Consider the following 13,802-nt stretch of genomic DNA (forward strand, 5'->3'; position numbering starts at 1 on the left):
TTAGAGTCGAATAGTCCATAGTACGACAACAATATATAGCCATAAAGTTGTGAAAAATATATGGATTATTGTCTCAAATTTTTTTCCTTTCCACAATTTTGGTGAGTAAACAAACAATTGCATAAATAAACGGATTGACCAAAAACAGGCTAATCCTAATATTATTCTTTTACCTATATTCTTTTCAATCAAGTCGTTAGTTGAGGTTACAAACAATAAACCCATTAATAATACAGATAAAGCAATAAAAAAAGTATGTATTTGCATCATTTGCCTGTTAATTAAGCTCAATGTTCTTAATTCTTTTTGCCAATTAAAATATTTTGGAAAGGCTATATGGATTAATGCTAATAGCATTAGCGTTATACCTATTATGTGTAAATGAATAGTCATTATTTATTATAATTAAAAATTGACATAAATGGAGTGAACTTTGCTTCATTATCTAATTTAAAACCTGCATTTTTAAATACTCTTTTCCATATTTTTTTTGAGAAGAAATGAGTAAATCCTACCGAGAAAGCTAAGAAGTTAGGGCAATCTCGTAAATGCTCTACCATGATTACTTTTCCTGAAAATTTTAAAACCCTATTACATTCTTTTAAGAAGATTGTTTTCTCATTATTAGAGCGTATTTCATGAATCGCTGATAATAAGAAAATAAAATCAACAGATTGATCTTCAAGAGGAATTCTATTAGTACTAATAGTTTCTGTATTTGGATAGGTAATACTTACTTTTCTTGCTCTTTTTATAGCAGGTTCTGTGTGCTTAATTTTATCATAAAAATCAAATACTTTTAAATCTGATTTTGGAAATTTATCTTTTATGATGAAGCTTGTTTCATCAAAACCAGCATTAATATTAACAATCTTAATATTTGCTGCATCTTTTAGATGTAATTTATTTAACCATTCAAATTTATAATACTTTGAAAAATCATATACATAGGCTGAAACTATTAAAGGCGCTAAAAAGCCATAAATAAAAATTGCTATTAAAAACCATTTAATACTATTGTCCCATATAAATTGAGTTGTAATAATTATAGCTAAAACAATTATCCCAATAATGTAGAAATGCCTGTTGAAGCTTAATATATTTAATACTCCTTGAAACTTTTTTCGTGTTATTTCCATGTATCTATTTTTCCTTTTTTCCATTGATATGGTATATTCTCTATAATGAATGCATTTGCTAGTTTTAAATTATTCAATTTAAAATCCCTCATAAAATCGAAACTATATTGGATAATATTAATAGGTTTTGGATTCCAGTTTTTTCTTACTCCTTCAATAATTAAAACTTCTTTTTTCTGTTCTTGAGAGGCAAAAGTAAATGGTAATGGACCTGCAAATCTCCTCGCTTGTTTCCAATCAGAAAAAGGAGAACCTATAGGAAGATTTATATTACTTCTGTTTTTATCAATTACTATTTTAAAATTTGATTTATTAGATTTTATAGTTTGATTTTTTTCATTATTTATTTGTTTAATATCTGTAGTTGAATAATTATAATGAGTAAACGTGTTGCCCATTAATTCCATTAATTTGCTATCTGTTTGAGATTTTAATATATATAATCCTCTTAGTCTTTTCCCTGAACTAGTTTTGTACCTTACGAAAACACGATAGCCTATTAAGAAAAAATCACTACCAATAAATTTAGGAAATCCTTTTGGTCGAAGGTGTTTCGTTTGTACCATGGCTACAGCTAAAAATGCCCATTTATCATTTAATGTATCTAACTCTAAGCACTCGGGAATTTTATGTATTAATTTTTCTTTAGGTAAAGCAAACGTCAATACTGTTGAACTCTTAAAAAATGCTTCTACTGGAAATGGATGATTTTTAAGCGACATAATTAGTTTTTCATTTTATTAAGTTTGAATTCATTTAAATAAACTATTAAAATGAACATTAGTGCAAACATTACGTTAAACCTGCCCCAAAGCAATAATTCAGGCACATATATTAATTCAATTATATTCATTGATAGTATTAGTATTATTTGCATGATGGTATTTATTTTCGATTTATATTTTGACAAAATCCATAAGGACATTAAAATTTCTAGTATACCGATAATGAATGTAAATTCTTTTGAATATTCACTTTCTAAAATTTTACTTACAATTTCTTGATGCCTTGGAACTAAGTTTAAAACTTTACAAAAAAGACCATTGATTAGCCACACTGATGAAATTAATATGTTTAATGTTTTATTCATTTGTTTTTTATTTTTAAACTTTCAGTAATTTTTGAAAGTTAAAATTCAAATTTTTTTACTTTTTAATTAGTTTTGTAAAATTAGACAATAACCAATGTTCGTCTGCTTTTATAGCTTTATCCAAAATATTGTCTACAGTTGTGGTAACTGATGATAAATCATTCATTACTTTTTTAAAAACCTTAGCATCATTTGAATCGTCATTAACTCCTTCTTGTAATTCGTTTAAAATTTTTATAACAGGCTCTATTTCACGTTTTTTTCGCTCTTTTGTAATCTGTTTAAATAACTCCCAGATATCTTTATCTGCAACAAAAAACTCTTTACGTTCTCCTACTACAAATTCTTTATTTACTATTCCCCAGTCAATTAATGCACGAACATTCATGTTTACATTACCACGAGAAATTTTTAAAGTTTCCATAATATCTTCAGCAGATAAAGGTTGAGTAGACACTAATAATAATGCGTGGACTTGGGCCATAGTTTTATTAATACCCCAATTAGTAGCTAAACTCCCCCAAGTTTGTATATACTTTATTTTTGCGTTTTCCAATTTCATGTGACAAATATATAAATATTTTTTAAACTTTCAGAAATTATTGAAAATTAAATAAAAATCATAATATGAATTACATTAACAATTCTAGCTTTTATGGTTTTTTTAACTGTTAAAATTTTATCATTTATCATTCTGTCTTGCATATTAATTCTAATTTCATCAATGACCAACTAATACTATTATGAAGATTAAAGTCACACTATTTTTTACCATAATCCCCTTAATCATACTTTCTCAAGAAATTTCTGGTAAAATCTACGATGATAAAGCTGTTGTTTCTGGAGTTAAAATCACCAATATCACTCAAAATAAGATAACTTATACAGATGAAAACGGTGATTTTAAAATAGTAGGAGCGCTTAATGATTCTATCCACTTTTATTCTTTATTTCACAAAGAACAAATTATAAAAATTACAAAAGGACATTTAAAAGAAGTGTTTGTAGTTGAGTTAAAAAAAATAACAAATAATTTAGATGAAGTTCTTTTAAACAAAGTTTTAGAGAAAGAATTTAATCAAGAGAATCATTCAACTAATTTTGATGGACAAATACAAGAAGATATAAAACAACGACCTTATTTATACCAACCTCCCCCAAGTGGTAATGCAGACATTCTTGCAATAGTTGGTTTAGTAGCAAAGCTTTTTAAAAGTAAAAAACCAAAAAAAGAACCTTTGATACCTATAGGCTATGAAGCCTTTAAAACATTGTTTGCTACAAGTGATTTTTTTACTGAGAGTTTGTTAAAACACCAATTGCACATCTCAGATGAAAATAAATACTCATTTTTTGGTTATTGCTCTGAACGAGGTATAGATTCAAAACTATTATCTAAAAATAAAAGAATACTCTTATTGGAAGAACTAGTAAAATCAAGTAATGAATTCTTAATAGTAATGGAAAAAAATAAAAAAAGAGAATAGTTTTGTTGTATAACTATTCTCTTTACTATTTCTTTATTCAATACTAAATTTGATGCCTATAGTAGATTGAATTTTAATTTTTTGAAACTCTATATCTATTGGCTGATTAATGCTACCGTTAACTACGAATTCATTTAATTCATAACCTTTGTTTCTTGCTAAATATTGGTTATTATTATAGTTACTTAAATCAGAAATATGAATAGCTCTGCCTAGTTTTTGATTTAGAGGTTTAAGCAACATTTCTGCTTGTGTTTTTGCTTTAATAATAGCTTTTTGTTTAAGCTCTAGTTTTAATTCTTCAATTTTTGAAAATTCAGTTTTAATTAAATTTATATTTGAAATTTCGATAGATTCCAAACCAACTATTACTTTTCCAGCAGTTAGTGCATCATATACAATTAGAGTATATGCTTTGTTTTTTAAAACGTCTTTCTTTTTCAGGAAGTAACGCTTAAAATTACTAGCTGCATCAGAAAGGAATAATTGCTCTTTTGTGTCAATTCCTAATGATTTTAATTTAATGTTCATTTTTTGTTCTAACTCTTCTACAGCTATTTTTCCTTTTGTGTCTTTTTCTGTAATGAGGATAGATAAATAGATTTTATCAGGGACAACCAAAGTGTCAACTGAAGCGTTAGTCTCTAAATAAGGTTGGTCAATAAAATTTTTTGTTTGCGAATACCCTGAAATTGTTATTAATAACAGAAATATAATAAGTGTTACTTTTTTCATTTGAATATAATTTTTTGTTTTATGTCTTTTATAGATTACAAAAATAAAGCCATTTTAATGTTCACGACTTTAGTAACTAGTAAAGTACAGTTTTGAATGAGTGAAAATACTCTTTCAGTTAGGATTCTATGTTTTATAAAAGTATTTGTAGTTAGAAAATTATTGAAAAATAAGATTGAATACTCCGTTTATCTAATAATTGCGATTAAACTAAAAATGTATATTTTAATGATTTAATAGACTAATACAATCGTTATTTTCGTTATCTTTATATGAGTGTTTAATCATAAAAAGATACAATTATGAAAACTATGAGATGTACTTGCGATTGTGTAAATTGTATAAATGAAGATTGTAAAAACTGTATTTGTGAACAATGTAGTTGTTCGGGGTGTAGGGTGTAATTATTTAATATTTAAAATTGATGATAAATATAAAAAGCTGAAAAGAGAAATCTTTTCAGCTTTTTATGATATTAGAAAGTTATTATATTATAATTGAGTTAAAGAATTTATATAATTACAATGTATTGCTTGAAGCTTTTTCAATTCTTTTTTAAGTATGCCAATAAATTCTTTTCCATGAATTTTTGCTTGTTCTAGATCTTTGCAATCTTGCTGTAATTTGTCTATAGAATAGCGAATAGATTTTGCGAATTTTAATTTTAAACTCGCATTTTTTTCGTTTTCTGTTTCTACGATCTTTGGAACTAAACTTAATGAATTCATTACTAGGCGATCTGCATAAATATCAACATCTTTATTTGACTTGTGTAAAGATAATACATCTTTATCATCAGTAATATAATCTACAATACGTCGAGACAAATGAAATACCTCCATCGATTTTCGATAAATACCTAACTGATTTAAATGTAATTTCTGTTGTTCTTGCATTTCTGTTATGTAGATATACAAAATTAAGAGCTAAACAATTTTATTATATTTAATATTTAAAGTTTTTTAATATATTTGATTTAATAATTAATGTATTTGTGTGAAAAATGTTAAATAATGAAAATAGATATTGTTAATTGGAAAATACTAGAATCTCTACAACAAAACTCAAGATTATCTAATACAGAAATTGCACGTAAAGTAGGGATTAGTTCACCAGCTGTTGCAGAACGTATTCGTAAATTAGAAGATGCCGAAATTATTGAAGGCTATTATACACGAGTTTCTTATTTTGAAACAGGTAAACAACTGAAAGCTATAATTAGTGTACGTGCTTTTATGGGGAGGTTAAAACCTTTTTTAGAAAAAGTTGTTACTTTTCAAGAAGTTGTGAATTGTTATCGTATTACTGGTAATGAAAACATTGTAATGGAAGTTGTTTTGAAAAATCAAAAACATCTCGAACAATTTATTGATGAATTAATTACTTATGGAGAAACTAAAACACAAATAGTATTATCCGAAGTGGTAAAAAACAACCCAATAAGACCTAATTAATTTTTAATTCTCAATTGCCTTTACGTTTTAATTCCATAAATCGGAGATAGACTATACTAAAAAGTAATATCAAGGTTACTAAAGCAAACCCTGGACTTCCTATTCCTGTTGTTAGATGTGTAAAGATGGCACCAGTCATTATGCAAATTAATAGTAAAGCTGCGTATAATGACGCTTTAGGAATAAGTAATAATATACCGCCAATGAGCTCTAAAATTCCGATACAATAAACAAACCATTCAGAGAAACCCCAAGCTGCAAAACGTTTAATCATTGAAGCGCTTGCTATAATTTTTGGGTACCCAGAAGTTATAAATAAAATCGAAATCACAACAATTAATATCCATTTAAGGATTAACAATAATTTATTCATAAACATTTATATTTTGAAGTATCATCAAATGTATTGAATAAGATTTTTTAATATTATTTGTTAAATGTTTTAGGGAGAAATAACACTTATTAGGGATAAATAGAACTACTTAAGTGTCATACAAGAAAATTCTTTATAATATTTTCGGGATACGGGAATTTCTCGATTAGCAGTTTCTATTAAAATGCTCATTTTTTTTGAATTCCCCTTAACCTTTGTAATGTATTTCTTGTTTACAATAAAAGATTGATGGCATTGTAGAATATTATGATTTGCTAATTGATGAGCCAATTTACCCATTGTAGTACGAATAAGCTTTTTCTTTAAAACTAAATGATCGTAAGAATAATAAAGTGCTGCATAATTATCTTCACATTCTATATAATAAATATATGAAGAATGCATGGTCAAAACTTCTTTGCCTTTATTTGTGGTTTTTAAAAATATTTGGTGTGGATCTTTTGCTGGGTATAATTGTTTTACTGTATATGAAATTAATGCAATTAACGGTAACACTATAAGTAATGCTAACTGAATATTTAAATAAAAAATCCTCCAATTAAAACCAATAATGTTATAATATCCAGATAAGACAAAAATAGATAAACAAACAAAACTGATAGATGTAATATGAAATATTAACCAACCAATAACAGGTTTTGTGTTGGAGAAGTTAATTTTTAAAATTTTAACGAACATATTTTTGACAAACGTTTCGTTAAAAAGTAAAATTGTAAAAATACCTAATGAATAGATAAACATTAATAGTAAAAAAGAAGTATCATGAAGAGCAAACCTAATTCCAAAAGGTTTTATTAATACTATAATTAAAAACACACCAATACTTATTCCTAAACTAAAAATAGATTTTTGATGAAAAGTTTCTAATTGTAGATTATTTAAATGAATTTTTTTTATATCAAGACTCCTAAGCATTTTTTTGTAAAAAAAAATCTATATAGCCTTAAAGGTAGTAATTTTAATCTTTAACTCCGGGTTGTTTTAATTTCCAATTAGTTTTTGCTTTCTCTACATCAACCATTGCTTTTACATCTGCTAAAAGGCGTTTTGCATCATAAACAACACCATCTTTAATAGTGTACTTTACACCACCAACACGAACAACTTCATTATCCTCAGTTAGCTTAATGGCTCCTGTACCATATAATACTTTTAAGTTAACCAGAGGATTTTCTTCTACAATTACAAAATCGGCTAATTTTCCTATTTGTATAGATCCTATTTTATCATCCATTCCTAAAGCTTCAGCGCCATTAAATGTTGCAGCTTTAATAACTTCTAATGGATGAAAACCAGCTTCACGTAATAATTCTAATTCTCTAATATATGCAAAGCCATATAATTGATAAATAAACCCAGAATCTGACCCCGTTGTTACTCGACCGCCTCTGTTTTTATATTCGTTAATAAAAGTCATCCATAATTGAAAATTTTGTTTCCACTGTACTTCCTGTTCGGTTCCCCAATAATGCCAATACGATCCATGTGATATTTTACTAGGTTCATAAAATTTCCAAAGAGAAGGTAAAGTGTAATCTTCATGCCATTCTGCACGACGAGCACGTTGTAAATCACGACTGGCTTCATAAATGTTAAAAGTAGGGTCAAGAGTAAAATCTAATTCCAATAATTCATTCATTACATTATTCCAATGCTTAGAATACGGTTTTGCAGCTTGATTCCATAATTTACCTGCTTCTTCAAAACGATGTTGTTCATTTTGATAATTATAATCTAACGGATAATGTTGGATTGTTTTATCTTCAAATAAAGCTTCTGGTAAACCATACCAATGTTCCATAGAAGTTAATCCAGCTCTGGCTGAATGTAATACATTCCACCTTGCTACACTTAATTGAGCGTGATGACTAGCCGATTTTAAGCCTAATTTATTATTCTCATCTAAAGCAGCTTCCATAATGTCAGGTTCAGCTCCAAAAAACTTAATGCCATCAGCTCCTTGTTTTGCATTAGCACGTACCCACTCTCTTGCCATTTCAGGAGTGGTAATTGGTGCATCATTAAGTGGATTAAAATTTGGGCTGGATTGTCCAAATCTTGTAAAGGTAACAATACGAGGAGCTACAATTTTATGCGAATCACTTTTCTTCTTCATATCTACAGACCAGTTTAAACCACGACCACCAACTTCCCTAATTGTAGTTACTCCATGTGCCATCCATAATTTAAATACATATTCCCAATCAGCACCTTGACCTGTACCACCTATGTGAGCGTGCATATCGATAAATCCTGGAAGTACATACATGCCTGAAGCATCTAATTCTTTGCCTCCTTTTTTTAATTTTGGCCGCTCAGATTCATTAATTTTTACGCCTGGATATCCCACAACTTGTATATTTACAATTTTATTGTTTTCTACAACAATATCAACAGGGCCGCGAGGAGGTGCTCCATCTCCATTTATAAGAGTTACGCCTCTAATAATGAGTTGTGAATATGGCCCTTCTCCTAGATAATTATCTTGAGCTAAACCTTGTAAACTAAAAATAATGCTGAAAAGTAAAATAATATGTTTCATTGTGACAGATTTAATTACTAGGAATATTAATATTACTGCCTAAAAATAAAGCATTTAAAAACAGACGATTTGTACCATACCATGACCCTCTAAAATTTGGATTATCTGCAAACATCACTGCTCGTCCGCGACCTATAGGGCTTACAATTAACGACGCTGATGGTTTTAGAAGATTTTCTAAATTATTAGTAGAGATATAACCATCTATATGTGGGTCTTTGGTATATTTTGCAACTGTGGAATATTTGTTTTTACTTGGTGCTAAGAACACCAAATTATTTTTATAAACTGGGAGATTAGATGATCGATATCCAAATGCGAGAGGATGTGTTACATCTAAATCGACGTTAAATATAGCTCCACCTAAACGTTCTCGTCCAATATTTTCTGATGCGTCTACATAAGGTTTTCTTGTTACTGTTTTAGTTGAATCTTTTGCTTTTTTAGTTAAAGTTTCGTTTACTAATTTTTGGTTAATTAGCCAACTAGAAGCATTAGCTATAGTAATTAGTGTATTGCCTTTAGTAACCCAATTTTTTAATCGTTCTAACTGAGTCTTATTTAAGTTATATCTTCCAGATACCATAACTAAAGAATTATAGTTATCTAAATCTGCAAACCTAAAATTTTGCATTCTAATTTTAGTAATTGGCATATGTAAGCGTGTATCTAGTAAATGCCATACTTCTCCGGCTTCATAAGAGTTTACACCTTCACCAATTAAAAGAGCTGCTTTAGGTTGTTCTAAAGTGACAAAGTTTCGACTACCTAAATCAATTCCCTTTACACTTAAACCTGAATCTACTCCATAAACAGGAATATTAAATTTTTCTTGAGCTTCTTTTACAATTGTATAAACTTCATCAATAGATTTTGACTGTCTACTCACAGGAATCAACAAGCTTCCATAGTTTAAACTTTTGATACCATTTTTAGATTTAATTGAAAATGGTTTAAAGGCAGATGAAACAATAAGCCCTTCAGATTGCATATAATATAAAGCTCCTGATGTGTTATAATCATCCCAATCGGCTACATAGGCATACTCTGATTTTTGAACTCTAGAGACTCTAAATAAGTTATCTGTAGATGTGATTTCTTCTTCTAGATTAGAAGATTTAGTTAAACCTTTATATTTTATATTATAAAAGTTTGCAACGCTCCAAGCTGATGCATCATAAAACACACTATCTCTATATTTACTGTACGTTTCAAACATAGTTTGAACCATACGTTGTTGTGGTTGTTTTAATGGTACTACGTATTTTTCACCTTTCTTATATACTTTTATTCTGTGTATTAAAAGCTTATCAATAAAAGCTTTTGTTCTGTTTTTATCAAATTCATCACTAAACTCATATGCAGAAATCCCGCTTTTAGGATTTTGTTTTATAGCAGATTTAAAGAAGTTTTGTTGGTACTGTCTTAACCTTGCTTTGTTTTCAACGGCGGCTTTAACAGTTGTAACACTTGATGTATATTGATTTCTGATAGTAAACGGAAAAGAAATGGTTCCAAAATCTGTGTCTTGAAGATGCCCTCTGGAACTCGCTTGCTCAAATAATAAAGCTAAAGCTCCTTGTAAATCTGGATAAGATGACCCGTACCCTGGATATGTACCATCGTAAGCCTCTTTTGTAAAATAGAATGAACCAATATTATCTAAAGCATCAGAATAATAGCCAGCAAACAAATTGTTTAAATCTTCATAATTCTCTTTTGGCATTATAGGATCTTGAGAACCAATAGGCTTCATAGGTTCAAAAAAGTAAGTACTATTAGTACCCATTTCATGAAAATCTGTCACTACATTAGGATACCAATCATGATACCAATTTAATTTCCCTCTACTTTCAGGATTAATAGCTAATAACCAATCACGATTTAAATCAAACCAAAAATGATTTGTTCTACCACGAGGCCAAGCTTCATTATGTTCAGCATCAACATTATCTGAGACTAAAGGATTAGACTTATACTGATTTGCCCATTGTGTATGACGATCTCTACCATCGGGATTAATCGTGGGATCTATAAATACAATTGAGTTTTCGATATAGCTTTTTATTTCTGGATTATCTGATGCCACTAAAGTATAAGCCATTAGTAAAGAAGCTTCTGTACTTGAAGGTTCGTTACCATGTACGTTATATCCTAATTGAATAAAGATAGGGACGTCGTTGTAATTTGTAGGAGATGCATTTGTATTTGTAAATGCTAAATGTTGCGCTTTTAAAGTTTCTAAATTATTAATATTCTCAGGAGTAGAAACAGTTAACATTACTAATCTACGGTGCTCGTGAGTTTTTCCATAATCTGCTATAGTTGCTCGATCTGATAATTCGGCGAGCTTTGTTAAATATGCAACAACTTGATCGTACCTTGTATGCTGTTCACCTATACCATAACCTAAAAAGGCTTCAGGAGATGGAATATTAGGGTTAAAAGGCCCTTTGTTTTTTAAAAAGTACTCTTGTGCAGATGCCGATATTACCATAATTACAGAAGTAATTACAGCGATAAATAACTGTTTCGTTAGTGTCATAGAATTGATTTTGATATGATCTCAGAAAAATTAAGGTCGATAAAAATAGTGATTTATGAGGTTACTTTATAATAAGATGCGGTACATTTTCTAGATTCCAATCAATAACTAATCCGCCAGCTAAACTTTGTGCGATATCTTTTCCGTATAGATGTTCGGCTAAATATAAGGCGGCTTCAAAACTCTTAGCGCCTCCTGCTGAAGTAATATATTTTCCATCGTGAACAAATAATACATCTTTTCTGATATCGAGTTCTGGAAACATGTCACGCATTTTGTCTATATCGCTAGGGAAAGTTGTTGAAACGGAATTATTTAATAAGCCAGCTTTAGCAAGTACAAAAGCGCCATCACAATGAGAGGTCATAAATTTTGCTGTTTTATCAACCTCTTTTACAAAATTAATCATTGCTTCATCTTCCAAGTCAGTATCTAAATGGTGTTCTGCACTGGGAATAACAAGAATGTCAATTTTTGGTAATTCGTCTTTTAAATAATTAAAATCGGGTAGAAGACGCATCCCTTCAAAAGTCGTTATTGGATGATTAGTATTAGCAACCGTAAATACATTCATTGCTTTAATATTATCTCTAAAAATAGTATGCTGAAAGATATCGTATGGTGCTGTGAGTTCTGTATTATATACACCCTCCATTATTAAAAATGCAACATTATAACGGTTAGGTTCTAATTTAGGAAAGACTTTATTCTCTTCTATTAATTTGTCATTCTGAACTTGATTCAGAACCTCAGTTTCTTTTTTTTTAGAAGAATTACAACTAAAAAGAAATGAGATGGAGATAAGATAAATTAGATTTTTCATTTGTTGAAATTAATTGATTCGCCAAGGTGGATTTTTTCGATACTTCCCAGCTTTATATAAAATAATTTTATTTCTATCTAAATCATAAAAATGTGCTTCTCTCTACAACCATGATTTGTCTTCTGGAAGTTGTGTAAATATAATTCCTTTTTCCTGAAGTGTTCTAACTATGTCACCTAGATTATCATCTTCAAAATAAATAGTAATGTCATCTCTACATTCATTTTTTAGTTATTATATAACGTTTTAATATAAATAGTAAAAACGCAGAAAGCATAGCTAATACAGTTATGATATACCATGTATTATCAAAACCAAATTTATTGGTCATTTGCATACCTGCATTATGTCCAAAAATATGACCTACAGAAAATGCCATAGAATATAAGGCCATATATTCACCTTGGTTTCCTTTTTTTGCACGCTCTACAGCAAACGCATTCGAAAAAGGTAATGCAATCATTTCTCCTATGGTCATTAAAAACATTCCAATAATTAATATTCCAGACCAAGATGTAAAGTTTAATACAATTAAACTAGCTCCTGTCAATATCGCTCCAAACACCATTAAACTTAGTTTAGTATAACGCGTATTTTCTAGCCATTTTATAAGTGGCATTTCAAATATGAAAATAAACAATCCATTTGCACCTAAAAGCAGCCCTATTTCAAATTCACTTAGAGTATGTGCTTCTCTATAATATATTGGAACTGTCGAAAAGTATTGTAAAAACACAATTCCAAAAAGAATCATTGCACTTAAGAATATTAAAAATACACGATCAGCATAGGCTGATTTTGGGTTTTTAGTTTTTACTTCATCTACAACTCTTGCTTTTTTAGGATTCAATACATTTATTAATAAAAAACAAGCAGCTATGCATGTAATACCATCTACCCAGAAAAGCCCACCATAGCTTATAGCAGTAATTATTAATCCACCTAAGGCTGGCCCAGCAGAAAATCCTAAATTTATAGCTAAACGAATTAAAGTAACTGAACGTGTTTTGTTTTTAGGCTTGCTGTATGCGCTTAATGCTACAAACATTGCTGGTCTAAACATATCTGCGATTAACATCGTAATAAAAACACCAGCACAAAGCGATAAAAAAGTATTTAAATATTGTAGACCAATAAATAAAAACCCAGTAGTAAATAAACTGTAAATCATTACTTTATAATAACCAATTTTATCAGTTAATTTTCCGCCTAACCAAGAACCTCCAACAGATCCAACTCCAAAAGCAGTCATGATCCAACCAATATTTGGTAAAGAAAACTGTAAATCTTCTTTAAGATAGAGAGATAAAAAAGGAATGACCATTGTACCTGCTCTGTTAATGAGTGTAATAAGTGCTAGCCACCAAACTTCTCTGGAGAGGCCTTTAAAAGTGTTAATGTAATTGTTAAATAAAGTTTTCATTTTTTGTTGGTTATGGTATAAAGTAAAAAAGTCCAGCTATTTAGCTGGACTTTTTATATTGTAATATCTTATAGTTATATCACCTAAATATATAAGTTATCCAGCTCCTAATTAAAGAAGACCAAGGTTGCTTATAAATAGTGACAAAATTCATTTTAGATTATTTTAAT

The 13,802-nt window shown here is 29.1% G+C and carries 15 protein-coding genes; 2 read left to right on the top strand and 13 right to left on the bottom strand.

Annotated elements, in window-relative coordinates:
• The 5 genes from D1817_05440 to D1817_05460 are packed head-to-tail and all read right to left on the bottom strand — an operon-like array spanning position 1 to position 2,791.
• Positions 1-393, bottom strand: coding sequence for a hypothetical protein (locus D1817_05440; GenBank protein ID AXT19333.1), 393 nt, complete (start codon positions 391-393; stop codon positions 1-3).
• Complete coding sequence (locus D1817_05445) at positions 393-1,139, bottom strand: methyltransferase domain-containing protein (GenBank protein ID AXT21233.1); 747 nt, start codon at positions 1,137-1,139, stop codon at positions 393-395. Before D1817_05445 ends, D1817_05440 begins: the two co-directional genes overlap by 1 nt.
• The gene (locus tag D1817_05450; protein AXT19334.1) at positions 1,130-1,864 is read right to left on the bottom strand and encodes a hypothetical protein; all 735 of its coding nucleotides are present in this window, start codon (positions 1,862-1,864) and stop codon (positions 1,130-1,132) included. The genes D1817_05445 and D1817_05450 overlap by 10 nt, the downstream gene beginning before the upstream one ends.
• Positions 1,864-2,229 carry a hypothetical protein gene (locus tag D1817_05455; GenBank protein AXT19335.1) on the bottom strand — a complete coding sequence of 122 codons (366 nt, stop codon included), beginning with the start codon at positions 2,227-2,229 and terminating at the stop codon, positions 1,864-1,866. Before D1817_05455 ends, D1817_05450 begins: the two co-directional genes overlap by 1 nt.
• Positions 2,230-2,284: 55 nt before the next feature.
• On the bottom strand, positions 2,285-2,791 hold the full coding sequence (locus D1817_05460; protein ID AXT19336.1) for an ArsR family transcriptional regulator: 507 nt from the start codon (positions 2,789-2,791) through the stop codon (positions 2,285-2,287).
• Between the two features lie 181 nt (positions 2,792-2,972).
• Between D1817_05460 and D1817_05465 the strand changes: the two genes are divergently transcribed.
• Positions 2,973-3,716: a hypothetical protein gene (locus D1817_05465; GenBank protein AXT19337.1), complete on the top strand. Its 744-nt coding sequence runs from the start codon at positions 2,973-2,975 to the stop codon at positions 3,714-3,716.
• Positions 3,717-3,749: 33 nt separating this feature from the next.
• Here D1817_05465 and D1817_05470 read toward each other — a convergent pair whose 3' ends face one another.
• Positions 3,750-4,451 carry an SIMPL domain-containing protein gene (locus tag D1817_05470; GenBank protein AXT19338.1) on the bottom strand — a complete coding sequence of 234 codons (702 nt, stop codon included), beginning with the start codon at positions 4,449-4,451 and terminating at the stop codon, positions 3,750-3,752.
• A 491-nt stretch (positions 4,452-4,942) separates the two neighbouring features.
• Positions 4,943-5,347, bottom strand: a complete 405-nt coding sequence (locus D1817_05475; protein ID AXT19339.1) for a hypothetical protein — start codon at positions 5,345-5,347, stop codon at positions 4,943-4,945.
• Positions 5,348-5,464: 117 nt separating this feature from the next.
• Between D1817_05475 and D1817_05480 the strand changes: the two genes are divergently transcribed.
• Positions 5,465-5,905, top strand: a complete 441-nt coding sequence (locus D1817_05480; GenBank protein ID AXT19340.1) for an Lrp/AsnC family transcriptional regulator — start codon at positions 5,465-5,467, stop codon at positions 5,903-5,905.
• Between the two features lie 10 nt (positions 5,906-5,915).
• Here D1817_05480 and D1817_05485 read toward each other — a convergent pair whose 3' ends face one another.
• From D1817_05485 to D1817_05510, 6 genes are all read right to left on the bottom strand, one after another.
• A complete protein-coding gene (locus D1817_05485; GenBank protein AXT19341.1) occupies positions 5,916-6,284 on the bottom strand; it encodes a DoxX family membrane protein in 369 nt (122 codons plus the stop codon).
• Positions 6,285-6,383: 99 nt separating this feature from the next.
• Complete coding sequence (locus D1817_05490) at positions 6,384-7,214, bottom strand: LytTR family transcriptional regulator (protein ID AXT19342.1); 831 nt, start codon at positions 7,212-7,214, stop codon at positions 6,384-6,386.
• A gap of 43 nt (positions 7,215-7,257) precedes the next feature.
• Positions 7,258-8,841 carry an amidohydrolase gene (locus tag D1817_05495; GenBank protein AXT19343.1) on the bottom strand — a complete coding sequence of 528 codons (1,584 nt, stop codon included), beginning with the start codon at positions 8,839-8,841 and terminating at the stop codon, positions 7,258-7,260.
• 10 nt (positions 8,842-8,851) lie between these two features.
• On the bottom strand, positions 8,852-11,386 hold the full coding sequence (locus D1817_05500) for a zinc carboxypeptidase (protein AXT19344.1): 2,535 nt from the start codon (positions 11,384-11,386) through the stop codon (positions 8,852-8,854).
• A gap of 61 nt (positions 11,387-11,447) precedes the next feature.
• Positions 11,448-12,209 (bottom strand): glutamine amidotransferase, encoded by a 762-nt coding sequence (locus D1817_05505; GenBank protein ID AXT19345.1) that lies wholly within the window; start codon positions 12,207-12,209, stop codon positions 11,448-11,450.
• A gap of 220 nt (positions 12,210-12,429) precedes the next feature.
• Positions 12,430-13,632: an MFS transporter gene (locus D1817_05510; GenBank protein ID AXT19346.1), complete on the bottom strand. Its 1,203-nt coding sequence runs from the start codon at positions 13,630-13,632 to the stop codon at positions 12,430-12,432.
• Between the last annotated feature and the right edge of the window lie 170 nt (positions 13,633-13,802).

The sequence above is a fragment of the Flavobacteriaceae bacterium genome (assembly GCA_003443635.1).
GTDB lineage: Bacteria > Bacteroidota > Bacteroidia > Flavobacteriales > Flavobacteriaceae > AU392.

Excerpts from the sequence above, each read along its gene's own strand:
- D1817_05440 (AXT19333.1), bottom strand. The coding sequence starts at position 393 with ATGACTATTCATTTACACATAATAGGTATAACGCTAATGCTATTAGCA.
- D1817_05445 (AXT21233.1), bottom strand. The coding sequence starts at position 1,139 with ATGGAAATAACACGAAAAAAGTTTCAAGGAGTATTAAATATATTAAGC.
- D1817_05455 (AXT19335.1), bottom strand. The coding sequence starts at position 2,229 with ATGAATAAAACATTAAACATATTAATTTCATCAGTGTGGCTAATCAAT.
- D1817_05460 (AXT19336.1), bottom strand. The coding sequence starts at position 2,791 with ATGAAATTGGAAAACGCAAAAATAAAGTATATACAAACTTGGGGGAGT.
- D1817_05465 (AXT19337.1), top strand. The coding sequence starts at position 2,973 with ATGAAGATTAAAGTCACACTATTTTTTACCATAATCCCCTTAATCATA.
- D1817_05470 (AXT19338.1), bottom strand. The coding sequence starts at position 4,451 with ATGAAAAAAGTAACACTTATTATATTTCTGTTATTAATAACAATTTCA.
- D1817_05475 (AXT19339.1), bottom strand. The coding sequence starts at position 5,347 with ATGCAAGAACAACAGAAATTACATTTAAATCAGTTAGGTATTTATCGA.
- D1817_05480 (AXT19340.1), top strand. The coding sequence starts at position 5,465 with ATGAAAATAGATATTGTTAATTGGAAAATACTAGAATCTCTACAACAA.
- D1817_05485 (AXT19341.1), bottom strand. The coding sequence starts at position 6,284 with ATGTTTATGAATAAATTATTGTTAATCCTTAAATGGATATTAATTGTT.
- D1817_05490 (AXT19342.1), bottom strand. The coding sequence starts at position 7,214 with ATGCTTAGGAGTCTTGATATAAAAAAAATTCATTTAAATAATCTACAA.
- D1817_05495 (AXT19343.1), bottom strand. The coding sequence starts at position 8,841 with ATGAAACATATTATTTTACTTTTCAGCATTATTTTTAGTTTACAAGGT.
- D1817_05500 (AXT19344.1), bottom strand. The coding sequence starts at position 11,386 with ATGACACTAACGAAACAGTTATTTATCGCTGTAATTACTTCTGTAATT.
- D1817_05505 (AXT19345.1), bottom strand. The coding sequence starts at position 12,209 with ATGAAAAATCTAATTTATCTTATCTCCATCTCATTTCTTTTTAGTTGT.
- D1817_05510 (AXT19346.1), bottom strand. The coding sequence starts at position 13,632 with ATGAAAACTTTATTTAACAATTACATTAACACTTTTAAAGGCCTCTCC.